General features: G+C 70.9%; 23 protein-coding genes, 1 tRNA gene and 1 pseudogene. 12 read left to right on the top strand and 13 right to left on the bottom strand.

The features are described 5' to 3' along the window. Position 1: 1 nt before the first annotated feature. From AC07BS_RS19485 to AC07BS_RS19495, 3 genes are all read right to left on the bottom strand, one after another. Complete coding sequence (locus AC07BS_RS19485) at positions 2 to 814, bottom strand: J domain-containing protein (RefSeq protein WP_478649151.1); 813 nt, start codon at positions 812 to 814, stop codon at positions 2 to 4. 144 nt (positions 815 to 958) lie between these two features. Continuing rightward, complete coding sequence (locus tag AC07BS_RS19490; RefSeq protein WP_478933376.1) at positions 959 to 2,356, bottom strand: DUF2252 domain-containing protein; 1,398 nt, start codon at positions 2,354 to 2,356, stop codon at positions 959 to 961. A 304-nt stretch (positions 2,357 to 2,660) separates the two neighbouring features. Further along, positions 2,661 to 2,744, bottom strand: a tRNA-Leu gene (locus tag AC07BS_RS19495). 359 nt (positions 2,745 to 3,103) lie between these two features. On the opposite strand from AC07BS_RS19495, the gene AC07BS_RS19500 reads away from it, so the two are divergent. From AC07BS_RS19500 to pknB, 6 genes are all read left to right on the top strand, one after another. Continuing rightward, a complete protein-coding gene (locus tag AC07BS_RS19500) occupies positions 3,104 to 3,937 on the top strand; it encodes an FhaA domain-containing protein (protein WP_478933378.1) in 834 nt (277 codons plus the stop codon). Positions 3,938 to 3,947: 10 nt separating this feature from the next. After that, on the top strand, positions 3,948 to 4,487 hold the full coding sequence (locus tag AC07BS_RS19505) for an FHA domain-containing protein FhaB/FipA (protein WP_478649158.1): 540 nt from the start codon (positions 3,948 to 3,950) through the stop codon (positions 4,485 to 4,487). 75 nt (positions 4,488 to 4,562) lie between these two features. Continuing rightward, on the top strand, positions 4,563 to 6,089 hold the full coding sequence (locus AC07BS_RS19510) for a PP2C family protein-serine/threonine phosphatase (protein ID WP_478649160.1): 1,527 nt from the start codon (positions 4,563 to 4,565) through the stop codon (positions 6,087 to 6,089). Positions 6,090 to 6,138: 49 nt separating this feature from the next. After that, a complete protein-coding gene (locus AC07BS_RS19515) occupies positions 6,139 to 7,536 on the top strand; it encodes an FtsW/RodA/SpoVE family cell cycle protein (protein WP_478649163.1) in 1,398 nt (465 codons plus the stop codon). Continuing rightward, entirely contained in the window at positions 7,533 to 8,984 is a 1,452-nt protein-coding gene (locus AC07BS_RS19520; RefSeq protein ID WP_478649166.1) for a penicillin-binding transpeptidase domain-containing protein, read from the top strand. The genes AC07BS_RS19515 and AC07BS_RS19520 overlap by 4 nt, the downstream gene beginning before the upstream one ends. 160 nt (positions 8,985 to 9,144) lie before the next feature. Continuing rightward, positions 9,145 to 11,166, top strand: coding sequence for a Stk1 family PASTA domain-containing Ser/Thr kinase (gene pknB, locus AC07BS_RS19525; protein ID WP_478933381.1), 2,022 nt, complete (start codon positions 9,145 to 9,147; stop codon positions 11,164 to 11,166). Between the two features lie 106 nt (positions 11,167 to 11,272). On the opposite strand, the gene AC07BS_RS19530 is transcribed toward pknB, so the two are convergent. From AC07BS_RS19530 to AC07BS_RS19555, 6 genes and pseudogenes are all read right to left on the bottom strand, one after another. Continuing rightward, complete coding sequence (locus AC07BS_RS19530) at positions 11,273 to 11,965, bottom strand: class E sortase (protein ID WP_478649171.1); 693 nt, start codon at positions 11,963 to 11,965, stop codon at positions 11,273 to 11,275. A gap of 36 nt (positions 11,966 to 12,001) precedes the next feature. Continuing rightward, positions 12,002 to 12,949, bottom strand: a pseudogene (locus tag AC07BS_RS19535) (class E sortase); the annotation flags it as partial. Continuing rightward, on the bottom strand, positions 12,910 to 13,548 hold the full coding sequence (locus AC07BS_RS19540; protein WP_478649174.1) for an aminodeoxychorismate/anthranilate synthase component II: 639 nt from the start codon (positions 13,546 to 13,548) through the stop codon (positions 12,910 to 12,912). The pseudogene AC07BS_RS19535 and the gene AC07BS_RS19540, both read right to left, overlap by 40 nt. A gap of 5 nt (positions 13,549 to 13,553) precedes the next feature. Then, positions 13,554 to 13,748, bottom strand: coding sequence for a hypothetical protein (locus AC07BS_RS19545; protein WP_478649176.1), 195 nt, complete (start codon positions 13,746 to 13,748; stop codon positions 13,554 to 13,556). Positions 13,749 to 13,823: 75 nt separating this feature from the next. After that, complete coding sequence (locus AC07BS_RS19550) at positions 13,824 to 14,654, bottom strand: class E sortase (RefSeq protein WP_478933384.1); 831 nt, start codon at positions 14,652 to 14,654, stop codon at positions 13,824 to 13,826. An 18-nt stretch (positions 14,655 to 14,672) separates the two neighbouring features. Further along, positions 14,673 to 15,434 (bottom strand): DUF881 domain-containing protein, encoded by a 762-nt coding sequence (locus AC07BS_RS19555; RefSeq protein WP_478649182.1) that lies wholly within the window; start codon positions 15,432 to 15,434, stop codon positions 14,673 to 14,675. 146 nt (positions 15,435 to 15,580) lie between these two features. On the opposite strand from AC07BS_RS19555, the gene crgA reads away from it, so the two are divergent. Continuing rightward, entirely contained in the window at positions 15,581 to 15,838 is a 258-nt protein-coding gene (gene crgA, locus AC07BS_RS19560; protein WP_478649184.1) for a cell division protein CrgA, read from the top strand. A gap of 288 nt (positions 15,839 to 16,126) precedes the next feature. Here the strand turns inward: crgA and AC07BS_RS19565 are convergent, their stop codons facing one another. Both AC07BS_RS19565 and AC07BS_RS19570 read right to left on the bottom strand, forming a co-directional pair. Then, a complete protein-coding gene (locus tag AC07BS_RS19565) occupies positions 16,127 to 16,990 on the bottom strand; it encodes a rhomboid family intramembrane serine protease (RefSeq protein ID WP_478933387.1) in 864 nt (287 codons plus the stop codon). 167 nt (positions 16,991 to 17,157) lie between these two features. After that, entirely contained in the window at positions 17,158 to 17,685 is a 528-nt protein-coding gene (locus AC07BS_RS19570; protein ID WP_478933389.1) for a peptidylprolyl isomerase, read from the bottom strand. Between the two features lie 226 nt (positions 17,686 to 17,911). On the opposite strand from AC07BS_RS19570, the gene AC07BS_RS19575 reads away from it, so the two are divergent. Further along, positions 17,912 to 18,565 carry a DUF5324 family protein gene (locus tag AC07BS_RS19575; protein WP_478649190.1) on the top strand — a complete coding sequence of 218 codons (654 nt, stop codon included), beginning with the start codon at positions 17,912 to 17,914 and terminating at the stop codon, positions 18,563 to 18,565. A gap of 88 nt (positions 18,566 to 18,653) precedes the next feature. Here the strand turns inward: AC07BS_RS19575 and AC07BS_RS19580 are convergent, their stop codons facing one another. Both AC07BS_RS19580 and AC07BS_RS19585 read right to left on the bottom strand, forming a co-directional pair. Then, on the bottom strand, positions 18,654 to 19,805 hold the full coding sequence (locus AC07BS_RS19580) for a beta-ketoacyl synthase N-terminal-like domain-containing protein (protein ID WP_478649192.1): 1,152 nt from the start codon (positions 19,803 to 19,805) through the stop codon (positions 18,654 to 18,656). After that, complete coding sequence (locus AC07BS_RS19585; RefSeq protein ID WP_478933392.1) at positions 19,802 to 21,022, bottom strand: beta-ketoacyl-[acyl-carrier-protein] synthase family protein; 1,221 nt, start codon at positions 21,020 to 21,022, stop codon at positions 19,802 to 19,804. The genes AC07BS_RS19580 and AC07BS_RS19585 overlap by 4 nt, the downstream gene beginning before the upstream one ends. Before the next feature lie 310 nt (positions 21,023 to 21,332). Here AC07BS_RS19585 and AC07BS_RS19590 point away from each other — a divergent pair, with 310 nt between their 5' ends. The 4 genes from AC07BS_RS19590 to AC07BS_RS19605 are packed head-to-tail and all read left to right on the top strand — an operon-like array spanning position 21,333 to position 24,228. Then, the gene (locus AC07BS_RS19590; RefSeq protein ID WP_478933394.1) at positions 21,333 to 22,331 is read left to right on the top strand and encodes a ScbA/BarX family gamma-butyrolactone biosynthesis protein; all 999 of its coding nucleotides are present in this window, start codon (positions 21,333 to 21,335) and stop codon (positions 22,329 to 22,331) included. After that, positions 22,328 to 22,978: an HAD-IA family hydrolase gene (locus AC07BS_RS19595; RefSeq protein WP_478649200.1), complete on the top strand. Its 651-nt coding sequence runs from the start codon at positions 22,328 to 22,330 to the stop codon at positions 22,976 to 22,978. Before AC07BS_RS19590 ends, AC07BS_RS19595 begins: the two co-directional genes overlap by 4 nt. 49 nt (positions 22,979 to 23,027) lie before the next feature. Next, on the top strand, positions 23,028 to 23,732 hold the full coding sequence (gene fabG / locus AC07BS_RS19600) for a 3-oxoacyl-ACP reductase FabG (protein ID WP_478649203.1): 705 nt from the start codon (positions 23,028 to 23,030) through the stop codon (positions 23,730 to 23,732). A 52-nt stretch (positions 23,733 to 23,784) separates the two neighbouring features. Beyond that, on the top strand, positions 23,785 to 24,228 hold the full coding sequence (locus AC07BS_RS19605; protein ID WP_478649205.1) for an ester cyclase: 444 nt from the start codon (positions 23,785 to 23,787) through the stop codon (positions 24,226 to 24,228). Positions 24,229 to 24,388 lie beyond the last annotated feature (160 nt).

Consider the following 24,388-nt stretch of genomic DNA (forward strand, 5'->3'; position numbering starts at 1 on the left):
CCTAGCCCGTCAAGGAGGCCAGATGAGCCTCGCGCTCGGCGATCTGGACGACCAGACCGTCGGCGATCTCCGCCAGCAGCCCGTCCGGGTCCTCCGGCGCCATCCTTATCATCGCGCCGATCGCGGAGGCCTCCAGCTCGGCCGCCACCGTCGACAGCATCTCCTTGCGCTCGGCCAGCCACTCCAGCCGTACGTACAGCTCCTCGGCGTGGCTGGGCCGCCGCTGCGCGGGCACCGGACCGGCGGCCCACTCCGCGGTCAGCTCGGCCAGCAGCGCCTCGTTGCCCTCGGCGTAGGCGGCGTTGACCCGGACGACGAAGGCCTCACGACGCACCCGGTCGGCCTCGTCGAGCGCCAGGTCGGGGTGGGCCTTGCGGACCAGGTCGCGATAGGCGCGGCGCACCTCGTCGCTGGGCCGCACCCGCCGCGGCGGCTGGACCGGCTTCTCGGTCAGCATGGCCTGCGCCTCCGGCGAGAGCCCCTCGCCGTCCAGCCAGCCGCCGAACAGCTCCTCCACCCCCGGCATGGGCTGCACCAGCCCGCGCGCCTCACGGGCCCGCTTCAGGTCCTCGGCGTCGCCGGTGCGGGCGGCGACGGCCTCGGCGATCAGCGCGTCCAGCTCGTCGAGGCGGGCGTACATCGGGCCCAGTCGCTGGTGGTGCAGCCGGGAGAAGTTCTCCACCTCCACCCGGAAGGTCTCCACCGCGATCTCGAACTCGATCAGGGCCTGTTCGGCGGCCCGTACGGCACGCTCCAGCCGCGCGGTGTCCTCGGCGGGGCCGGTGTCGGCACTCTGCTCAGCTTCCGGGTTCATCACCAGCCCAGCGTACGAGGTGGCCCCCACCCCCGGACACGCCTTCCGGCCGACCACCGGCCTGCCCGACCACCGGACCGGTCACCATCGGCCCGGCCCACCGATCACCGGACCGCCCGGCCGCACGCCCCGCCGACCGCCCGCCTACACGCCCAGCTCCGCCGCCACCCGGCCCGCGCGCACCGCGGCCAGCAGGTCGGCGTGGTCGGCCTCCGTGCGGTCGGCGTAGGCCACGGCGAAGGCCGCCACGGCCTCGTCGAGCTCCTCGTTCTTCCCGCAGTAGCCGGCTATCAGCCGCGGGTCCGCGCTGTGGGCGTGCGCCCGGGCCAGGAGCGCGCCGGTCATCCGCCCGTAGTCGTCGAGCTCGTCGCTGGCCAGGGCGGCCGGGTCGACGCTGCCCTTGCGGTTGCGGAACTGCCGCACCTGGTACGGACGCCCCTCGACGGTCGTCCAGCCCAGCAGCACATCGCTGACCACCTGCATCGACTTCTGCCCCAGCACCACGCGCCGCCCCTCGTGCCCCTCGTCCGGGACCTCGAAGCCCGCGGTGCGCGCGTACGGCAGCAGCACCGAGGGCCGGGCCTCCTTCACCTGGAGGACCAGCGCCTCGCCACGGTGGTCGAGCAGCAGCACCACGTACGAGCGCAGCCCCACACTGCCGGTGCCGACGACGCGGAACGCCACGTCCTGCACCTCGTAGCGCGCCAGCAGGGGCAGCAGGTCCGGCGGCAGGGTGCCCGTGTACGTACCCAGCGCGGCGGCGACGGCCGCGGCCTCCCGGTCCGGCACCCGGCGCAGCACCGGCGGCGCGTCCACGAACCGCCGCCCGCCGGCGGCGTCCTTCTCCGTCGCCCTGGCCGCGAAGCGCGCGCTGGTGTTGCGCCGGGCCTTCTCCCCGACCCGCTCCAGCGTGCCCACGAGCTGGTGGGCGTCGGCGTGGGAGACGAGCGCCTCGTCGGCGATGGCGTTCCACGCCTCGACGGCCGGCATACGGGCCAGCAGCCGCATGGTGTGGCGGTAGGCCCCCACGGCGTCCCGGGCGGCCTCCCGGCAGGTGAGCTCGTCGGCGCCGGCCTCCCGCCCGGCCAGCACCAGCGAGGCGGCGAGCCTCTTGACGTCCCACTCCCACGGCCCGTACACGGTCTCGTCGAAGTCGTTGAGATCGATGATCAGTTCGCCGCGGGCGTCACCGTAGAGCCCGAAGTTGGCCGCGTGGGCGTCGCCGCACAGCTGCGCGCCGACCCCGGTGACGGCGGTGGCCGCCAGGTCGTGGCCCATGAGACCGGCCGAGCCGCGCAGGAAGGCGAAGGGCGAGGCGGCCATGCGCCCGACGCGTATCGGCGTCAGCTCGGCCAGCCGCCCGGCGTTGGCGGCCTCGACGGACTCCACGGCGCCGGGTCGCCCGTCACCGGGCTTCCAGTCCCCGTGCGCCGCGCGCGGCACCCTCTCCCGCAGCGCCTTACCGGCGGCCTTCCCTCCGGTCCGCGCCGCCTGACCGGCGACCGGACGAGCGAACCCAGGTACGTACGGCAGTCGCGACATCGCGGCGCCACCTCCCCCTTCACCGCGGCGCGGCGACCCACCCCCGCGCGGCGTCCCGGCGTCAACTGCCGAGAAAGGTACCCGCCCGGTACACGGCCCATGACGGCGGAGGACGACGGAGGAGAGAAGGAGAAGGGAAGGAGGAACGGACCACGAAGTGATCATGGACACGTCCGAGGGCGACGGGCGATCGAAGGACGACGGGTGGCAGGGTGACCGGGTGGCCGGGTGACCACCCTGAACCCGCACATAACGAAACAGACCCCCTCGGTGACTTCCGTCACCGAGAGGGTCTGATCCTCTGTGCGCGAGGGGGGAGTTGAACCCCCACGCCCTTGCGGGCACTGGAACCTGAATCCAGCGCGTCTGCCTATTCCGCCACCCGCGCATGGGTGCGTCTTCCGGTCTTGGGCGTTTCCTCCGGCGTTTCCGCCGTTTTCCTGCCCGTCGGCCTTCCGACATGCAGAACATTAGCACGCCCCTGGGGGTGGGTTCACACTCGTCGTCCCCGGCCCACGCTCAGGGGGGCCGCGAGGACGGCTCCGGTTGCGGGACACTGGCGTCAGGGCGGCTCTACGATCCCCCCGTGGGAATCGTGGGCGACCGTAGGTCGCCGGCAGGGCGACACTCGTCACTCATGGCGTCGAAGGGGAACCAGCTGTTTTCCCGACGCGTGGATACGATCAGTAAGCAGTATCAGGAACGACACTGAGCATCAGAGACGTCACTGAGGGAAGGAGGTGCCCCGTGGGAGTACTGAAGCGCTTCGAGCAGCGACTCGAGGGTCTCGTGAACGGCACCTTCGCCAAGGTGTTCAAGTCCGAGGTGCAGCCGGTCGAGATCGCGGGCGCACTCCAGCGGGAGTGCGACAACAACGCGACCATCTGGAACCGCGACCGCACCGTCGTCCCGAACGACTTCATCGTGGAGCTGAGCGCGCCCGACTTCGAGCGGCTGAGCCCCTACTCGGGACAGCTCGGCGACGAGTTGTCCGGCATGGTCCGCGACTACGCCAAACAGCAGCGGTACACCTTCATGGGGACGATCAAGGTCCACCTGGAGAAGGCCGACGACCTCGACACCGGTCTGTACCGGGTCCGCAGCCGCACCCTCGCCTCCAGCGAGTCGCAGGACCCGCAGGCGCGGCAGCAGGCCGCCGCCCCGCGCGGCGGCGCCCCCACCGCCGGGGCCGGATACGCCTCGCCCGCCGGTGCGCCGCCCATGCCCTCCTCGCCGCCGCCCGGCGTCCGCCCCCTGCCGCGCACCGGCGGTCCGGGGCCGGGAGCCGTGCCGGGCACCCAGACGCGCCGCTGGATCGAGATCAACGGCACCCGTCACCAAATCTCGCGGTCCACCCTCGTCCTGGGCCGCAGCACCGAAGCGGACGTACGCATCGACGACCCCGGCGTCTCCCGCCGGCACTGCGAAATCCGGGTCGGCACCCCCGCGACGGTCCAGGACCTGGGGTCGACCAACGGCATCGTGGTGGACGGGCAGCACACCACGCGCGCTACGCTCCGCGACGGCTCACGCATCGTCGTGGGCAGCACCACCATCGTTTATCGGCAAGCCGAAGGGTGAAGCGGGGGCAATGTCAGAGCTGACCCTCACGGTCATGCGGTTGGGTTTCCTCGCCGTACTGTGGCTGTTCGTCATCGTGGCCGTCCAGGTCATTCGCAGCGATCTTTTCGGCACCCGCGTGACCCAGCGCGGCTCGCGCCGGGCCGGCGCCGGTGACGGCCGCGCCCAGCGCGCCCCCGCCGCGCCGCCCCAGCAGCGCCAGCAGCAGGCGCCGCCGGCCGGTGGCGGCCGGCGCGCGGACCGTGGCCGCCGCGGCGCGCCCACCAAGCTCGTGGTCTCCGAGGGCACCCTCACCGGCACCACGGTGGCCCTGCAGGGCCAGACCATCTCCCTCGGCCGCGCGCACGACTCGACGATCGTGCTGGACGACGACTACGCCTCCAGCAGGCATGCCAGGATCTACCCCGACCGCGACGGCCAGTGGATCGTCGAGGACCTCGGGTCGACCAACGGCACCTATCTCGACCGGACCCGGCTGACCACCCCGACCCCGATCCCGCTCGGCGCGCCGATCCGTATCGGCAAGACCGTCATCGAGCTGCGGAAGTAGTAGGACCATGACGACCGGAGGGTGGGCAGCGTGGCTGGGAAGGGGCTGTACCCGGAGCCGACGGGCGAGGTGCGCATGAGTCTGTCACTGCGCTTCGCCGCCGGATCGCACAAGGGCATGATCCGGGAGGGCAACGAGGACTCCGGTTACGCCGGCCCCCGCCTGCTCGCCATCGCCGACGGCATGGGCGGCCAGGCCGCCGGTGAGGTCGCCTCCTCCGAGGTGATCTCCACCCTGGTCCAGCTCGACGACGACGTCCCGGGCTCGGACATCCTCACCTCCCTCGGCAGCGCCGTGCAGCGCGCCAACGACCAGCTGCGTGTCATGGTCGAGGAGGACCCCCAGCTGGAGGGCATGGGCACCACGCTCACGGCCCTGCTGTGGACCGGTCAGCGCCTCGGCCTCGTACACGTCGGCGACTCCCGCGCGTACCTGCTGCGCGACGGCGTCCTCACGCAGATCACCCAGGACCACACCTGGGTGCAGCGCCTGGTCGACGAGGGCCGGATCACCGAGGAGGAGGCCACCACCCACCCGCAGCGCTCCCTGCTGATGCGCGCGCTGGGCAGTGGCGACCACGTCGAGCCGGACCTGTCGATCCGCGAGGTGCGCGTCGGCGACCGCTATCTGATCTGCTCGGACGGGCTCTCCGGCGTCGTCAGCCATCAGACGATGGAGGAGACGCTCGCCAGCTACCAGGGCCCGCACGAGACCGTGCAGGAGCTGATCCAGCTCGCCCTGCGCGGCGGCGGCCCGGACAACATCACCTGCATCGTCGCCGACGTCCTCGACGTCGACGGCGGTGACACCCTGGCCGGCCAGCTCAACGACACCCCGGTGATCGTGGGCGCGGTCGCCGAGAACCAGATGCAGCTCGGCGACGCCGGCGCCATGCAGACCCCGGCCGGCCGGGCCGCCGAGCACGCCCGCGCGCACCGGCCGGTGCCGCAGCAGGACGCCTCGGGCGGCTTCGGCCCGCCGGGCAGCGGCGACGCGGCGATGGGCGGCGGCATGCCGGACGGCTCCTTCGGGCCGTTCACCGACGAGGACTTCGTCAAGCCGCGCCGCAAGGGCACCTGGGTCAAGCGGTCACTGATCTTCGCGCTCGCGCTGGGCGTCATCGGCGGCGGCCTCTACGGCGGCTACCAGTGGACGCAGACGCAGTACTACGTGGGCGCCAAGGACAACGACCACGTGGCCGTCTACCAGGGCATCAACCAGGACCTGGCCTGGGTCAGCCTCAGCCGGCTCCACCAGGACCATCCCGAGATCGAACTCAAGTACCTCCCGGTCGACCAGCGCAGCCGTGTGGTGGACACCATCACGGTCGGCAGCCGCGACCAGGCCCTCCAGAAGGTCAAGGAGCTCGGCACGCTCGCCGGCGCCTGCAAGAAGGAGGACGAGCGCCGCAAGGCCGAGGCGCAGCAGCGGGAGAGCGAGAAGCAGAACAGCGACCGCACCGGCGGCACGGCCAAGGAGCCGAACGCCACCGAGACCCGCGGCGGCACCGCCGCCCAGGCCGGCCCGGCACCGTCCCCGGGTCCCACCCTCAGCGAGGAAGAGCAGAAGTTGGTCCCGCAGTGCAGCAGCGCGTCGCAGTGAAGCCGTAGGGGGCCATCAAGCCATGTCAGCCATCTCTCCCATGCCGAACATGCCCAACACCACCAACACCACGACGATCAGTACCGAGGGCCCGCCGAGCCGGCGCAACACCGAGCTGGCGCTGCTGGCCTTCGCCGTGCTGATCCCGTGCTTCGCCTACGCCAACGTGGGCCTCGCCATGGACGGCGAGATGCCCTCCGGTCTGCTCGGCTACGGCGTCGGCCTCGGCCTGATGGCGGGCGTCGGGCACCTGGTGGTGCGGAAGTTCGCCAAGTACGCCGACCCCCTGCTGCTGCCGCTGGCCACGCTGCTCAACGGCATCGGTCTGGTCATCATCTGGCGGCTCGACCAGTCGCCGCGGCTCCAGGCCCGGAAGTTCTTCACGGCCAGCGCCACCAACCAGCTGATGTTCTCGGCACTGGGCATCGCGCTGTTCGTGGCCGTGCTGATCGTCCTGAAGGACCACCGCATCCTTCAGCGCTACACCTACATCTCGATGGTGGGCGCGCTGATCCTGCTGGTCGCGCCGATGTTCTTCCCCGCGAAGTTCGGCGCGCGCATCTGGATCACCATCCCCGGCCTGGGCTCGATCCAGCCCGGTGAGTTCGCGAAGATCGTCCTGTCGATCTTCTTCGCCGGCTATCTGATGGTGAAGCGCGACGCGCTGGCGCTGGCCAGCCGCCGCTTCATGGGCCTGTACCTGCCGCGCGGCCGTGACCTCGGCCCGATCCTTGCGGTCTGGGCCTTCTCGATCCTCATCCTGGTCTTCGAGACCGACCTCGGTACGTCCCTGCTGTTCTTCGGCATGTTCGTCGTGATGCTGTACGTCGCGACCGAGCGCACCAGCTGGATCGTCTTCGGTCTGCTGATGTCCGCGGTCGGCGCGGTGGCGGTGTCCACCTTCGAGCACCACGTCCAGCAGCGCGTCGACGCCTGGCTGCACCCCTTCGACGCGTTCAAGGACGGCAGCTCCGACCAGATCGCCCAGGCCCTGATGGCCTTCGGCTCGGGCGGCGTCTTCGGCACCGGCTGGGGCCAGGGCCACTCGGACCTCATCGGCTTCGCCGCCAACTCCGACTTCATCCTGGCCACGGTCGGCGAGGAGCTGGGCCTGGCGGGCGTCATGGCCATACTGCTGGTCTACGGGCTGATCGTGGAGCGCGGCGTGCGTACCGCGCTGGCCGCCCGGGACCCCTTCGGCAAGCTGCTCGCCACGGGTCTGTCCGGCGCCTTCGCCATCCAGGTCTTCGTGGTCGCCGGTGGCGTCATGGGCCTCATCCCGCTGACCGGTATGACCATGCCGTTCATGGCGCAGGGTGGTTCCTCGGTCATCGCCAACTGGGCATTGATCGCCGTTCTCATCAAGATCAGCGACACCGCCCGGCGCCCGGCGCCCGCGCCCGCCCCGTCCCCCGACGCCGAGATGACCCAGGTGGTCCGCCCGTGAACAAGCCCGTGCGCCGGATCGCCATCTTCTGCGGTCTGCTCATCCTCGCGCTGATGATCCGGGACAACTGGATCCAGTTCGTCCAGGCCGACGAGCTCAAGGCCAACAAGCACAACCGCCGGGTGACGATCGCCCGCTACAGCCAGCCGCGCGGCAACATCATCGTCGACGGCCAGGCCGTGACCGGCTCCCAGGAGACCGGCGGCATCGACTTCAAGTACAAGCGCACCTACAAGAACGGCCCCATGTGGGCGCCGGTCACGGGCTACAGCTCGCAGGTGTTCGACGCCAACCAGATCGAGAAGCTCGAGGACAAGGTCCTCACGGGCGACGACGACCGGCTGTTCTTCAACCGCACGGTCGACATGATCACCGGCAAGGGCAAGAAGGGCGGTGACGTGATCACCACCCTGAACACCAAGGCCCAGGAGGCCGCCTTCAAGGGCCTGGGCGACAAGAAGGGCGCCGTCGCCGCCATCGACCCGCGCACCGGCAAGATCCTGGCGCTCGCCTCGACGCCCTCGTACGACCCCTCGACCATCGCCGGGGCGCAGGACGACAAGGCATGGAAGGACCTCCAGGCCGACAAGAACCAGCCCATGCTGAACCGGGCGCTGAAGCAGACCTACCCGCCGGGCTCCACCTTCAAGGTCGTCACGGCCGCCGCGGCGCTGGAGAACGGCCTGTACTCGGACGTCGACTCCAAGACCGACTCGCCGCTGCCGTGGATCCTCCCGGACACCCGGGTGGCGCTGGAGAACGAGGGCAAGATCCCCTGCAAGGACGCCTCGCTGCGCGTGGCCCTGCAGTACTCCTGCAACACCGTCTTCGGCAAGGTCAGCGCCGACCTGGGCAACAAGAAGATGATGGCGACGGCCGAGAAGTTCGGCTTCAACAAGCCGATCGACACGCCCGTGCGCGCCGTCCCCAGCGTCTACCCCAAGGACAACCGCCCGCAGAACGCCATGGCCGGCATCGGCCAGGCCTCGAACCGCGCCACCCCGCTGCAGATGGCCATGGTGGCCGCGGCCGTCGCCAACAACGGCAAGCTCATGGAGCCGTACATGGTCGACAAGCTGCGCGCCCCGAACCTCAACGTCATCGAGCACCACCAGCCGAAGCAGATGAACCAGCCGCTGTCCGCGGCGAACGCGCAGAAGCTGCAGAGCATCATGGAGACGGTGGTCAAGGAGGGCACCGGAACCGCGGCGCAGATCGACGGCGTCACGGTGGGTGGAAAGACCGGTACCGCCCAGCACGGTGTCGACAACAGCGGCAACCCCTACGCGTGGTTCATCTCCTACGCGAAGACCGGCGACGGTTCGCCGGTGGCCGTCGCGGTCGTCATCGAGGGCTCGGAGACCGTCCGTGACGACATCGCCGGTGGCAAGCTCGCCGCGCCGATCGCGAAGAACGTGATGCAGGCGGTACTCAGCACGGAGAAGTGATCCGGCTCACCCGCCGCTTCCGGAGCGCCCCCGTCTGTACCGGTCGTATATCAGGTGACGGTGGTGCCCGGAAGGCGCCCATCGCGCCGGGTACGGTATGCCGGACAGCACACCGCCGGACCCACGCCGGTGAGGTCAGGAACACGGAAGGGCTGGAGCTATGGAAGAGCCGCGTCGCCTCGGCGGCCGGTACGAGCTGGGCTCGGTGCTCGGCCGCGGTGGCATGGCCGAGGTCTACCTCGCGCATGACACCCGGCTCGGCCGCACCGTCGCCGTGAAGACGCTGCGGGTCGACCTGGCCCGTGATCCGTCCTTCCAGGCCCGGTTCCGCCGTGAGGCCCAGTCGGCCGCCTCGCTCAACCACCCGTCGATCGTCGCCGTGTACGACACGGGCGAGGACTACGTGGACGGGGTGTCGATCCCGTACATCGTCATGGAGTACGTCGACGGGTCCACCCTGCGCGAGCTGCTGCACTCCGGCCGCAAGCTGCTGCCCGAGCGGTCGCTGGAGATGACCATCGGCGTGCTCCAGGCCCTGGAGTACTCCCACCGGGCCGGCATCGTCCACCGTGACATCAAGCCCGCCAACGTCATGCTGACCCGCACCGGAACGGTGAAGGTCATGGACTTCGGCATCGCCCGCGCGATGGGCGAGTCCGGCATGACGATGACCCAGACCGCGGCCGTGATCGGCACCGCCCAGTACCTCTCCCCGGAGCAGGCCAAGGGCGAGCAGGTCGACGCGCGGTCCGACCTCTACTCCACCGGCTGCCTGCTCTACGAGCTGCTGACGGTCCGGCCCCCGTTCGTGGGCGACTCGCCGGTGGCCGTCGCGTACCAGCACGTGCGGGAGGAGCCGAACCCGCCGAGCACGTACGACCCCGAGATCACGCCGGAGATGGACGCCATCGTCCTCAAGGCGCTGACCAAGGACCCCGACTACCGCTACCAGTCGGCCGACGAGATGCGCGCCGACATCGAGGCGGCCCTGGAGGGCCAGCCGGTGGCGGCCACCGCCTCCATGGGCGTCGTCGGCTACGGCGCGGACGAGCCCACCACCATGCTGCGGGCGCACGAGCCCGCCGGCCAGACCTCGATGATGCCGCCCGTCGCCGACGGCGGGGGCTACGGAGGCTACGACGACCGCTCCGGCGGCCGGCGGGGCGCCGGGGGCGGCAAGAAGAACAACCTCTCGACGATCCTGCTGATCGTCGCGGGCATCCTGGTGCTCGTCGGTGCCATCTTCATCGGCCGTTCGATCTTCAGCGGCGGCGGCAGCAACGACGAGGTCACCGTCCCCAAGCTGGTCGGCGAGACGCTGCCGGAGGCGAAGAAGCTCGGGGAGAACGGCGACTTCAAGGTCGTCGAGGACGGCAAGGCCTTCTGCGACCAGGACAAGGGCAAGATCTGCAAGCAGAACCCGGACGTCGGCGGCAAGGTCAAGCGCGGCGGTGACGTGAAGGTCGTCGTCTCGCAGGGCGCCGAGAAGATCGTCGTACCGGACGTCCGGGGCCAGCAGTTCGACAACGCGAGCAAGCAGCTCGAGGACAAGGGCTTCACCGTCAAGAAGAAGGAAGAGGAGTCCGGCCAGACTCCCGGCGTGGTGACCGACCAGGACCCCAAGGGCGACGAGAAGGCCCCCAAGGGCACCGAGATCACCCTGACGGTCGCCGTGGCCGCCGCCACCAAGACGGTCCCGTCGGTGGTCGGCCAGCCCTTCGACACCGCCAAGAAGCAGATCAGCGACCTCGGCTTCAAGGTGGTCAAGGAGGAGGAGGACTCCGCGACCGTCCCGGCCGGCTCGGTGACCCGCCAGAGCCCCGACGGCAACACCTCGGCCCGGGCGGGCTCGACGGTCACCCTGTACGTCTCCAAGGGCGGCGGGAAGGTCACCGTGCCGGGCGTCACCCAGCAGAAGCTGAAGGACGCCAAGAAGGCGCTCACGGACGCGGGGCTGAAGGTCGGCAACGTCTTCGGCCCGCAGGACGACAACGCCGTGGTCGTCACCGCCGACCCGGCGGCCGGCAGCCAGGTCGCCAAGGACACCCCGGTGAACCTGATGACGCAGTCCTCGCCCCAGCCCGGCACCGGTGGCCAGACCGCCGGCCAGACCGGCGGCCAGACCGGCGGCCAGGACACCGGCGGCCTCTTCGGCGGCTTCATCGGCGGCCGGCGCAGCTGACCCGGCGCAACCGACCCGAGGACGGCCGTACGGCCGCGTACACCACGCCGGAGCCCCGGCACCCTCTCCCAGGGTGCCGGGGCTCCGTCGTGCCGTGTGGGCGCCGCTAGCGCAGTTCCTTCGGCGGGGTGCGGTCGGCGTCGACCTTCTCCGTGCGCTGGAGCTCGGCCCAGACGACGTAGCGGTAGTCGGAGGTGTAGACCGGCGTGCAGGTCGTCAGGGTGAGGAAGCGGCCCGGCTTGGTCCTCCCGGACTCCTTGGGGACCGGGTTGATCACGTCGGTGTCGAAGCGCGAGGTCTCCTTGAGGTCGGCGAAGACCTTGTAGACGTACCAGGTGTCGCGCGTCTCGAAGACGACCGGGTCGCCGGTCCTGACCTTGTCGATGTTGTGGAACTTCGCGCCGTGGCCGTCGCGGTGGGCGGCCAGGGTGAAGTTGCCCCGTGGGTCCCAGGGCATGGCCGCCTTCACCGGCTCGCGGTAGAAGCCGGCGACGCCCTCGTTGAGGACCTTGCTGCCGGTGCCGGGCTTGACCAGCACCTCGCCGTTACGCATCGACGGGACGTGGAGGAAGCCGATGCCGTCCTTGGTGTCCAGGGCGCCGGGGCCGGAGGGGGCCTTGGCCCAGCTGTCGCGCACCTGGTTGCCCTGCTTCTTCGCCTCGCGATCGGCCAGGACGTTCGTCCACCACAGGGAGTAGACGACGAAGAGGGCCAGGATCACGCCTGCTGTGATCAGCAGTTCACCGATGACACTGACGGTCGTGGCGATGCGCCCCCGTACACGGTCGGTCTGTGCCACAGACGTTCGTACCCCGCTTCGCTTTTCCCGTGTGTCTCAGTTGACGAGCGCGTCCGGCTTTCCTTTGCTCCGGGGCCGCTCGTCGACCATCTTGCCCCACACGATCATGCGGTACGTACTGGTGAACTCGGGGGTGCAGGTGGTGAGCGTGATGTACCGGCCGGGCCCCCGGAAGCCCGAACCGGCGGGCACGGGCCGGATGACCCGCACGTTCGCGGGCGACGTCTGATCCAGACGGCTCGTCATCTCATAGGTGTAGAAGGCGCTCCGGGTCTCCACGACGATCTTGTCGCCGGGGGTCAGCCGGTTGACGTAGCGGAACGGTTCGCCGTGGGTGTTGCGATGGCCGGCGAGCGCGAAGTTGCCCTGCCGGTCCCAGGGCATGGCGGACTTCAGGGCCGGGTCCGCGTAGTGGCCGACCATCCCCCGGTCGAGCACCTTCTGCTTGCCGACGCCCTCGGCGATCGGCGCCTTCACGTCCAGCTTCGGGATGTAGAGGATGGCGAATCCCTGGCCCGGCGAGAACTCCCCCGCGTCCCGGTCGGCCCCGGCATCGCCGCCGGCCCAGCTGTGCTGGAGGTCCTTGGCCGCGCCGCCGGCCTGCCGCTGCGCGATGACGTTCGTCCACCACAGCTGGTAGGCGACGAACAGCAGCATCACGACGCCGAGGGTGATGAACAGCTCGCCCACGAACCGGCTCACGATCACCCCGGGGCTGTCCCGGCGGGCGCGTGCGGCCCGCCGGGCGGCGCGACGGCGCTCCGCGCGCCCGCCGGTGGCGACGGGCGCGGGTGCGGGCTCGACCCGGCGCAGCGTCATCGTCGGGTCGTCCTCGGGGGGCAACGGCTGCGAGAGGGACCCCGTGCCGTACGTGAGGCGCGTGGCGCCGTGCGGCTCGCGCGGGGCCGCCGTACTCCAGGGGTCCTGCTCGGGCCGCAGCGTGGTCACGCTCCGGCCTTGCCCACCACCGGGGCGAGACCCGCCGAGCGCTCCACCGCCCCGGTGTCACCGCAGGCGGCGAGCCAGTTGGCGAGCATCCGGTGGCCCCATTCGGTGAGCACCGACTCGGGGTGGAACTGCACGCCCTCGACCGGCAGGTCGCGGTGGCGCAGGCCCATCGCCACGCCGGTGTCGGTCCAGGCGGTGATCTCCAGCTCGTCCGGCCAGCTGTCCCGCTCGACCGCCAGCGAGTGGTAGCGGGTGGCGGTGAAGGGCGAGGGGAGGCCCTGGAAGACGCCCTTGCCCTCGTGGGTGACCGGGGAGGTCTTGCCGTGCAGCAGCTCGGGGGCGCGGTCGACGACGCCGCCGTAGGCCACGGCCATCGACTGCATGCCCAGGCAGACACCGAAGACCGGCACACCGGTGTTCGCGCAGTGGCGCACCATGTCGATGCACACACCGGCCTGTTCGGGCGCTCCGGGGCCGGGCGACAGCAGGACGCCGTCGAAGCCGTCCTGGGCGTGGCCGGGCTCGACCTCGTCGTTGCGCCGGACCTCGCACTCGGCGCCGAGCTGGTAGAGGTACTGGACGAGGTTGAAGACGAAGCTGTCGTAGTTGTCCACGACGAGGATGCGCGCGCTCACCGCTCTTACCGCCATTCCGTCATTGCGCCGCCGGCGGGCATGCCGTTGTCCACGGTCACGTCGTTGAACGGCAGCAGGGGCTCCGCCCAGGGGAAGACGTACTGGAAGAGGACGTAGACCGTCCCCAGCACGAGCAGCAGCGAGATCAGCGCTTTCACCCCTGCGTTGCCCGGCAGATGACGCCAGATCCAGACGTACATGCTCTACCCACTCGCCGATGGTCGGTTCAGTACTGTGCGGCACCAGACTAAGGGGCGACACGCCGGGAGCGGGGGTCAGCCGGACAAAGCCGCGGGGCGTCCGGCGCTGACCGGACGGGTCTCCTCCAGATGGCCCCAGACGATCAGCCGGTGGCTGTGCCCCCACTCCGGATCGCAGGTGGTGAGCGTCAGATAGCGGCCGGGCGCGCGGTAGCCGGCCGCGGCGGGGACGGGGTCGAGGACGGCGGTGTCGGTGGGCAGGGTGCGGTGGGGGCGGGTGTCGACGCGGTACGTGAACCAGGTCGTCCCGTCGCCGAGCACCACGGCGTCGCCGGGGCGCAGCTCGTCGAGGTCCTTGAAGGGGTCGCCGTAGGTGCGGCGGTGGCCGGCGACCGCGAAGTTCCCGGTCTCGCCGAGGCGGGCGCTGCGGGCGTAGTGGCCGAGGCCCTTCTTCAGCAGCTCGGTGCCGGTGCCCTGGAGGACGGGTTTGACCCAGCCGGAGCCGAAGCGGGGGACGCGCATCACGGCGAAGGACGCGCCGGAGGGGTACTCCGTACGGGGGCCGGAAGGGGCGGGTGCCCGGGATGCGCCGCCGGCCGGGGGTGGTGCCCCCGGGTCCGGCTCACCGGCGCCGGGCGGGGCCGTGGGGTCGCCGGGGCCGGTACGGGTGCCGCCGACGGGCGCGTCCGGGCCGGACGCGGGTGCCGTGCCGGCGGGGGCGGGTCCGCCGGTGTCCGGTGGGGCGGTGGCGGCCCAGCGCTTCTCCAGGCCGTCCAGTTCGTGCCGCATCGCCCCGTCGGCGCGGACGGAGGTCCACTGGAGGACGTACACCACGAACAGGACGATCAACGTGCCGGCGGTCAGACACAGTTCGCTGAGCGTGCGGACGACGAGCCGTAACCCCATCGCCTGCTCCCTCCCGGGTCACCCCACGGGCTTGGCGTAGTGGAGATCCACTGTGCCCGAGTATCCGGGCAGAGTCACCGCGTTGTGCTCGTCGACTTTCCAGCCGAGGCCGTAGGCGGCGACGTACTGCTGGTAGTTCTGGAGGGCGGGGGACTCGCCGAGGGCCTTGCGCAGGGCGCCGCGGTCGCCGACGGCGGTCACCTTGTAGGGCGGGGAGTAGACGCGGCCCTGGAGGATGAGGGTGTTGCCGACGCAGCGGACGGCGCTGGTGGAGATCAGCCGCTGGTCCATGACCTGGACACCCTTGGCGCCGCCCTTCCACAGGGCGTTCACGACGGCCTGGAGGTCCTGCTGATGGATGACCAGGTCGTTGGGCTGGGGCTGGGGGACGCCGGGGATCCGGGCGGTGGCGTTGGGCGGCGCGTCCGTGAGGGTGACGGTCAGTCCGGGGCCGCCGAGCGGGCGGGTGCCGGCCAGGGTCTCCAGGGCGGTGAGCTTGCGGTCCTGGGCCGTGCCGCCGGAGTCGCGCCGGGCGAGGGCGTCGACCTGGGCCCGGGCGGCGGCCGCGCCGTCCTCCAGGTCGCCGTTCTTGCGGCTGCGTTCCCGGATGAGGTCCGAGAGGCGCAACATGGAGTCGTCGGTACGGATGTTGGTGCCCTGTGCGGTGTTGAAGCTCATCCAGAAGATGAGGCCGGCCAGCGCGAAGACCCCGCCGGTCAGCAGCCGGACGGGGCGGAACCGCCGGACGGGCGCACTGGTGGAGTCGGCAGAATTACTCAACGTACCCTTATCCTCTCCGACGCCGCGGAAGCACTACGCTAACGGACGCCCGGGGGAAGGAAGCGCTCCCGTCGCTCCCGCCCCGGCGGACAGGCCCTTGTAAATCCCAGCGCGGTCACGCAGCGCATCGACAGGAGAGTTCCCTCGTGCCGAAGTCACGGATCCGCAAGAAAGACGACTTCACGCCGCCGCAGGCGAAGCAGCAGCAGAACATCAAGCTGTCCACCGGCCGCGGCTGGGTGGCGCCGCTGATGCTCGCGATGTTCCTGATCGGGCTGGCCTGGATCGTCGTCTTCTACGTGACGAGCGGCGACATGCCGGTGAAATCCCTGCACAACTGGAACATCGTGGTCGGATTCGGCTTCATCGCCGCGGGGTTCGTCGTCTCCACGCAGTGGAAGTAGGAGCTCTGCCCTGAGCCTTCCGGGGAGTTATCCACACCCTCGTCCACAGTGGGGAAAAACTCAGACTGTCTGTGGATAACTTCCTCGAAGTTGACGCCGGTGTGACTGATCGCAAGCGCTGCGTATCGATGGTCACACCGGCGTCTTTCCGTAGAGTCCCAGCTCAGAGCGGTTGGCGAAGTCCCGAACACATGTTCCCCACATCGTGCACAGGATTCCCCGCCCGTTGTGGACAACCTGTGCGCCCACCGATGTGGGTGAGGGCCGCCGCACCCGCCGGGCAGCGGCTCAGACCGGCAGTTGGAGCGTCCGCACGCCCACCACGGCGATGATCGCCAGCAGGGCCGCCGCGCAGGTGAGGCGCTGGACCAGCACCCGGTGCTCCCGGGGGGCGTGCACCATGCCGTACGCCACCGCCGTGCCCACCACCAGGCCGCCCACATGGGCCTCCCAGGCGATGTTGCTCCAGGTGAATGTGAAGACCAGGTTGAGCCCGAGCAGGATGAGCACCGGGCGCATGTCGTAGTTCAGCCGGCGCAGCAGCACGGCCGTGGCGCCCAGCAGACCGAAGATCGCGCCGGAGGCGCCCAGCGAGGGCTGGTTCGGGGCCGCGATCAGATACGTCAGCGCGCTGCCGCCGAGGCCCGACAGCAGGTAGAGCGCGAGGAAGCGGACCCGGCCGAGGGCCGCCTCCAGCGGCGGGCCGAGCCACCACAGCGAGAGCATGTTGAAGGCGATGTGCATGGGTGCCTGGTGGAGGAAGACCGCCGTCAGCAGGCGGTACCACTGCCCCTCCGCCACGCCCTCCATCGGGCCGCCCGGCTCCAGCTGGGCCCGGCCGAACAGCTCCATGGCGTCGAGCAGCGCGCTGTCCGTCGCCAGCACCGCGATCCACACGGCGACGTTGATCCCCAGCAGGACCTTGGTCACCAGCCGGGGGTCCTCCACCCGGGTGCTTCCCGCGAGCGTGCGCGGCGCGTTCGCCCGGGGGTCGTGACCCGTACCGGAACCGCCGCTCACGCACTCCGGGCACTGGAAGCCCACCGAGGCGCTCACCATGCAGTCCGGGCAGATGGGGCGCTCGCAGCGGGTGCAGCGGATGCCGGTCTCCCGGTCCGGGTGCCGGTAACAGCAGACGGCCTGCTCGTTCATGCTCTCCCCTTGCCCCTGTCGCGGGCCGGTTGCCCTGTCACGGCCCGGTGTGCCCGGTCCGGGTCGCGGCCGCCTCTTCACCGCGCGGCCCCGCCCGTCATACGGACGGGCGGGGCGGCAGGTTCCCGTGGGACCGAGGGCGTCGGCTTCCCCCGGTACCGGTGGTGTCAGCGCTGCTCGACGACGACCGTCTCGATGACGACGTCCGTCACCGGGCGGTCGGTGCGGGGGTTGGTGGCGGTCTCGGCGATGGCGTCGACGACCTTCTTCGAGGCCTCGTCGGCGACCTCGCCGAAGATCGTGTGCTTGCCGGTCAGCCACACGGTGGGGGAGACGGTGATGAAGAACTGCGAGCCGTTGGTGCCCGGGCCGGCGTTGGCCATGGCGAGCAGGTACGGCTTGGTGAAGGCCAGGTCGGGGTGGAACTCGTCGGCGAACTTGTAGCCCGGGCCGCCGGTGCCGTTGCCCAGCGGGTCACCGCCCTGGATCATGAACCCCTCGATGACGCGGTGGAAGACCGTGCCGTCGTACAGCTTGTCGGTGCTCGGCTTCCCCGTCTCCGGGTGCACCCACTCGCGCTTGCCCTCGGCGAGCTCGACGAAGTTCCTGACCGTCTTCGGTGCATAGTCCTTGAGGAGGCGGATGAGGATGTCGCCCTGGTTGGTCTTCAGGGTGGCGTAGAGCTGCTCGGCCACGATCTACCTTCCATAGTCTTCGCTGACGGCACACGATCCTCGCACGCCCGGTTCGCGGCGAGTAACCACCAAAGCCCGGCGCGCGGCGGCGAACCGTGGCATCGTCGACCGCAGCTCCCCCATGACCCGGATGCCCGCTCGCACATGCCGCACCGCCCATCGGCAGGCATGATTTTCCAATGGGTGGAAAGGCGACAAACCATACGCCACCGAGGAGGAGGTTCTCGTGACCCGCAAGGACAGCGTGCGCGCCGCGACCTGCAGTGCCAAGGACAGCGTGCGCCATGCCGCGGACGTGGTGGCGCCCTACGCCGACGCCACGAAGGACGCGGCTCTGCACTACGCGCATGAGGCCCGTACGCGGCTCGCGCCGATGGTCGCCGAGGCGGCCCACCAGGCCCGGTCGCAGTACGACGCGCACCTCCAGCCCCGCATCGAGCACGCGCGGGACGCCCTGCCGCCCAAGCTCGACCAGGCCGCCGTGCGGGCCCGCGCGGTGGCCGAGCCGGTACGGGACGAGGCCCTCTCCCGGGGGACGGCCGCGCTCGCCGCGCTGCGCGGAGAGGTGTCGGCCGACGACGTGCGCCGGCTCTGCAAGCGCCGGGACCGGCGCGGCCGGGCCGGCCGGGTGGCCAAGCGGCTGCTCGTGCTGGGCATCCTCGCGGGCGGCGCGGTCGCCGCGTGGAAGTGGTGGGACAAGCAGGCCAACCCCGACTGGCTGGTCGAGCCCCCGGAGGCCACCGAACCCGCCGACCGCTCCTCGCTGAGCTCCGTCGACGGCAGCGGCGGCGTGTCCGTCCTCGACCCCGAGGTCCAGGCCAAGCAGGACCGCGCCGACACCGAGGCGTCCCCCACGGACGAGGACGGCCCCCGGCACTGAGGGCACTGACGGCTGGGACGGCCCCGGAGGCCACGAGAGGCCGGAGGTGGCGGGCCATGCCCGCCACCTCCGGCCGTCACCGCCGCGCTCAGTACGCGCCGACCCGCCCTCGCCTCACCGCGAGGCAGCCGACCGTGCCGTCGTGGCCGACCGAGGTCACCAGCCCCAGCTCGCCCGGCTCGCCGTCGCTGGTCTCCCAATGCCCGAGGAGAGCAGCGAGCTGCAGCGCGCCGCTCGCGCTGTAGGTCTCGCCGAGCACGTCCTGCACGCGCAGCACCTCAGCGGCCGAGTCCGCGCCCAGCGCTTGTCCACGGCCCCGCGCCTCGACAGCCCGCCAGCCGCGCCGGCCGGTGGCACCGGCCGACACCACGCGCACCTCGTCCGCCGTGGCACCGGCTGCCTTCAGGGCGTCCTCGACGCACCGGGCCAGTCCGGCAGCGACCCACTGCGGGCCCTGCTCCGGGTCACGGAAACCGATCTCGCAGGCGACGACGCTCGCCAGGGCGCGCGTCGCGGGGGAGAGCGCGGCGTCGGAGCGCTCCAGCACGAAGACCGCGCTGCCTTCGCCCACCACACCGTCCTCGCCCAGCACCCCGGCACGCTGCCAGGCCCACGCCGTGTGCGGGCTCAGTTCCTCGACGCCGCCCACCAGCAGCCGCTCACTATGGCCGTTGACCAGGGCGTTACGGGCGTAGCGCAGGGCGGTGAGGCTGGAGAGCTGCCCACCGGCGAGGCTGGCGTTCACCCCGGTGAACGAGTGCCGCATGGCGAACGCGCTGGCCGGGCTGTTCATCAGGATGCCCGGGAACAGCGCGGGGCTGACCAGATAAGGGCGCTCCTGCTCGTAGGTCTCGCGGAAGAACTCGCCGAAGGCGCGAGCGCTGCCGGTGCTCGTGCCGAGCACCACACCGGTCCGCCCCCGGCGCTCGGCCGGGATCTCCTCCATGAGGCTGTCCACAGCCATCTCGCAGGCGGACATGCCGAGCTTGGCGGTCCGGCTGTGGTTGCGGAGGCCCTTGCGGCCGAGGTACTCCTCCGGCTGGAAACCGGGCACGGGCAGCAGACCCAGCGGCAGTGGGCCCTCGAAACCGGCGGCGGCGAGATCGTCGGCGCCCGCCTCGGGAACCGCCCCACCGCGGACGGCCTCGATCAGCGCCTTGAGACCGGCTCCCGCCGGGCTGAGAACTCCGTAGCCGACGATGTCCGTGGTCACCGCGGTGGATACCAGGTTGTTCTTCACGCCACCTCCCCGAGCATGACGATCGCGTTGTTGCCGCCGAAGGCAAAGCCGTGGTTCTGGGCCACGCGGACCCGTGCGGGCCGCGACTCGCGCGGCACGCAGTCCAGATCCGGACCGAGCTCCGGGTCGACGTCGCGGACGGTGGCGGTGGGCGGCAGGAAGCCGTCGTACACCGCCATGCAGGAAATCAGCGCACCGAAGCCGCTGGCCGCCCCCATGGTGTGGCCGAGCATCGACTTGATGGAGCTGATGGGCGGAATCCGGTCACCGAACACCTCGCGCGCCGCCGCGACCTCCGTCGTGTCGTTGGCCCGGGTGCCGGTCCCGTGGGCACACACGTAGTCGACGTCCTCGGGTTCCACGTGGGCGTTGCGGTGGGCACGGCGGATGCACTCGGCGATGCCGTCCCGGTCGGGCTGGGTGGGGTGCTTGGCATCGCACGTGATGCCGTAGCCGAGCACCTCTGCGTAGATGCGCGCCCCGCGCTCCACGGCCCGGTCCAGCGGTTCCAGCAGCAGGGCCACTCCGCCTTCGGCGGTCAGGATGCCGCTGCGGCGCTCGTCGAAGGGACGGCACAGGTCGTCGGCGATGGCACCCAGGCGGTGGAATCCGGCATGAGTGGCCCGGTTCACGGCGTCGGCGCCACCGCAGATCATGTAGTCGGCCGCACCGCTGCGCACCATGTCGTAGCCGTAGCCGATGGCGTAGTTGCTCGCCGAGCAGGCCGTACCTATCGTCTGGGCCTCACCGGTGAGGCCGAGCTCGGTGTTGACCGCCGTGGCGATGCGGTTGGTGGGCGCCTGTTCGACCAGGGACGGTTCCAGGCCGGCCAGGCCGCCGTCGAGCCACTGCTCGGTCAGCTGCTGGAATACCCGGGCCTCGCCGTTGGTCGTACCCATGCTGCTGCCGGCGCGGGCCGCCGCGAGCTGGTCGGCGCTCAGACCCGCGTCCTCCACCGCGAGCCGGGCGGCCGCCGCGGCGAACTGCGCGCTGCGCCCCCACCGCTCGTGGGCCACCCGCTCGAGCAGCAGCTCGGGACGGAAGTCCCGCACCTCACCGGCGAGCGTGTGCTCGAAGCCTCCGGCGTCAAAGGCCTGGATCGGCGAAATACCGCTGCTCGCACGCTTGATGCCGTCCGTGAACGCCGCGGCGCCGATGCCCAGGCTACTGACGGCGCCGAGACCCGTGACCACGACGCGCGTGGTGTTCTCAGCCAATTACGTGTTCCTTTCGACGCCGACCCGGTAAGGAACGAACATCCGAACCCAGTCGTCCGAGAAATCAATTCGATTCGATCGAAGACCCCCGGACCCGGTGCACGCAACCGTGACCATAGATGCGGGGTCCACGTACCGAAAGTGACATGGCGTGTGCCCATGGGGGCAGGGCACCCTGGCCACTCGGGCATCCCGGCCGCATTTCCGAATCATTTTTAGCGGCCGTCCACCTCACTTTTATGCCACCCCTGCAAAGTCGCTTCCCGACAGCCCTCCACATGTCGTTAAGCGACGGAATCTGGAAGCAGGGATGACCGTAACTAGCGAATCCGGCGCCGAGGCCGCGCCCCGCCGCCGGCTGGCTTTCGAACGTACCGTGGCACGGCACCTCGTCCATCGTGCCTCGGTGGCAGAGGTGTTCGTCACCGACTCCCTGCCGAACGGCACGGACCGGTTCCGCGCGGCCGCCCAGCTGCCGCTGTCACACGGCTATTACCAGGACCACCTTCAGGCGCCGGCCCGGTTCGACGTCCTGCTGCTGCTGGAGGCCGCCCGGCAGGCGTCCACCCACGGCGCCCACCTCCACCTGGACCTCCCACTCAACACCACGTTCCTCGTCCACGGCTGGTCCCTGCACCTGGACGCCCCGGAGGCGCTGCTCGTAGGGGACCGTCCCGGCGAGCTGGAGCTGGCCGAGACCGTCACCCGCACCGTGGGACGCGGCGGCCGTCTACGGGCCCTGCGCTTCGACATGGAACTCGCCGTGCGCGACCGTGTCGTGGGCCGCGCCCACATCGAGGTCGGCGCGACGACGTCCGAGGAGTACGAGAAGCTGCGCTTCCTGCAGCGCCGGACCACCCCGCCGCTCACCTCGCAGCAGTCGGACCGACCGGGCGGCGATCCGGTCGACGCCGCGCGCGTCGGCCGGCTCAACCCGGCCAACGTCGTGCTCAGCGAGCCGGTGGTGCGCGAAGGGGTCCTCACCGCCGCGCTCTCCCCACGCTTCGACAACCGGAGCCTGTTCGACCACGTCTACGACCACTACCCGGCGATGGTGCTGACGGAGGCGGCCCGGCAGCTGTCCTTCCTGGCCCTGACCGAGGGCGACGGCGGCACGGCCGGGACCGCCGTGATCACGGGCGTCGAGGCGCGCTTCACCCGCTACGCCGAGCTGGACGGCCCGATCGAGGTCAGTACCCCCGTCGCGACCGGCGCGGGCCGGCACACACGGGAGTTCCCGGTGACCTTCGTCCAGGACGGCCAGACGATCGCCGAGATCGGCTTCACCCTTCGAGGAGAGACAGCATGACCAGCGGCACCGGTAAGCCCCTCGTCCGGGCCATTTGGACCGACTTCCGTGGCGTCCTCACCCCGCCGCTGCGCGAGACCATGGACGCCTTCAGCCGCAGGCGCGGGCTGACGCTGGAGCAGTTGACCGGGGCCATGCGCGCGGTCGGCGACACCTACGGCCTGGACATGATGGCCCCGCTGGACATTCCGCTGGTCGGCGAGGCGGAGTGGGCCAAGAAGGTGGAGGCCGAGCTGGTCGCCCGGTACGGCGTGGAGGCCGACCTCAGCGACTTCGGCGCGAAGTGGTTCCAGCACCGGGAGATCAACGAGGCGTGGCTGGAGCGGATCCGGCGGGCCCACGACGCCGGGGTGTTCGTCGGCCTCATCTCCAACATGCCCCCCGAGTGGGACCGGCACTGGCGCACGATGGTGGCTCCGGAGGGCCTCTTCGACGAGCTGGTGCTCTCCTTCGAGACCGGCACCCGCAAGCCCGAGCCCGACGTCTACGCGATGGCGGAGAAGCTCGCGAACGCGGCCCCGCACGAGTGCGTGCTGATCGACGACACCGCCGCCAACTGCGTCGGCGCCGAGGCCGTCGGCTGGCAGGCCATCCACTTCACCGACACCGACGCCGCCATCGCGCGCCTCGACCACCTGCTGGCCTGAACCGACAGCCGGTCCCGACGCCACCCAACGACCCACTGGAGTACCACTGATGTCCCGAACCGTCCTGGTCACCGGCGGCAACCGCGGAATCGGGCTGTCCATCGCCCGCTCCTTCGCGGACAACGGCGACAAGGTCGTCGTCACCCACCGCTCGGGCGAGCCTCCGGAGGGGCTCGCCGGGGTGCGGTGCGACGTCACCGACTCCGACTCGCTGCGGCGCGGCGTGGAGGAGGTGGCGGAGCGCTTCGGCCCGGTCGAGGTGCTGGTGGCCAACGCGGGCATCACCCGCGACGGGCTGTCCCCGATGATGCGCGAGGAGGACTTCTCGGAGGTCATCGACACCAACCTGGTGGGTGCCTTCCGGGCAGCACGGCTGGTCGCCCCCGGCATGATCAGCGCCAAGCGCGGCCGGATCGTCTTCGTCTCGTCGGTGATGGGCTTCATGGGCTCGCCCGGCCAGACCAACTACGCCGCCTCCAAGTCCGGCATGCTCGGCCTGGCCCGTTCCCTCGCCTGGGAGCTGGGCAAGCGCAACATCACGGTCAACCTCGTCACTCCCGGCCTCATCGAGACCGACATGATCAAGGCGGTCACCGACAAGCGCCGTACGGGTCTGCTGGGTCAGACGCCGCTGGGCCGCACCGGCACCGCCGACGAGGTCGCCGACGCCGTGCGCTTCCTGGCCAGCGACGCCGCCGCCTACATCACCGGTGCCGCGCTGCCCGTCAGCGGCGGGCTCGCCATGGGGCAGTAGCTCCCGGCCCCTCCCTTTTCGTCAATCCTTTTCAACCCCGAAGGAGTTCGTGATGACCAACGAGGACGTTCTCGAGATCGCCATCGCCATGGGCGAGATCTTCAACGACGGCAACGAGGGCACGGCCCAGCGCCTGGTGGCCGAGGGCTTTGTCGACTACGAGGCCCCGGAGGGTGCCCCGACCGGCCCGGACGCCTACGCCAACACCGCCCGCTGGATGCGCGGCGTGTGGAAGGACGCCCGCTGGGAGATCGTCGACGCCTTCGCCAGCGGCGACAAGGCGACGCTGCGCGTGGTCTTCTCCGGCATCCACGTGGGTGAGTTCATGGGCATCGCGCCGACCCACAAGCGCGTCGAGGTGCAGCACATCCACATCTACCGCATCGCCGACGGCAAGGTCCACGAGCACTGGGCCGTGCGCGACGACATCGAGCTGGCCCGCCAGCTGGGCGTCTGGGACCGCCCGAAGGTCGGCGCCCCGGTCCCGGCCGCGTAAGGCCGGCGACAAACGCTGCGACGACGGCGGGGGGGGGGGGGGGGGGGGGGGGGGGGGGGGGGGGGGGGGTGGTTGGGGGGGGGGGGGGGGGGGGGGGGGGTGGGGGGGGGGGGCGGGGGGGTGGGGGGGGGGGGGTTTTTTATGGGTGGTACGCGCTAGT

The sequence above is a fragment of the Streptomyces sp. NPDC044063 genome, assembly GCF_056434285.1.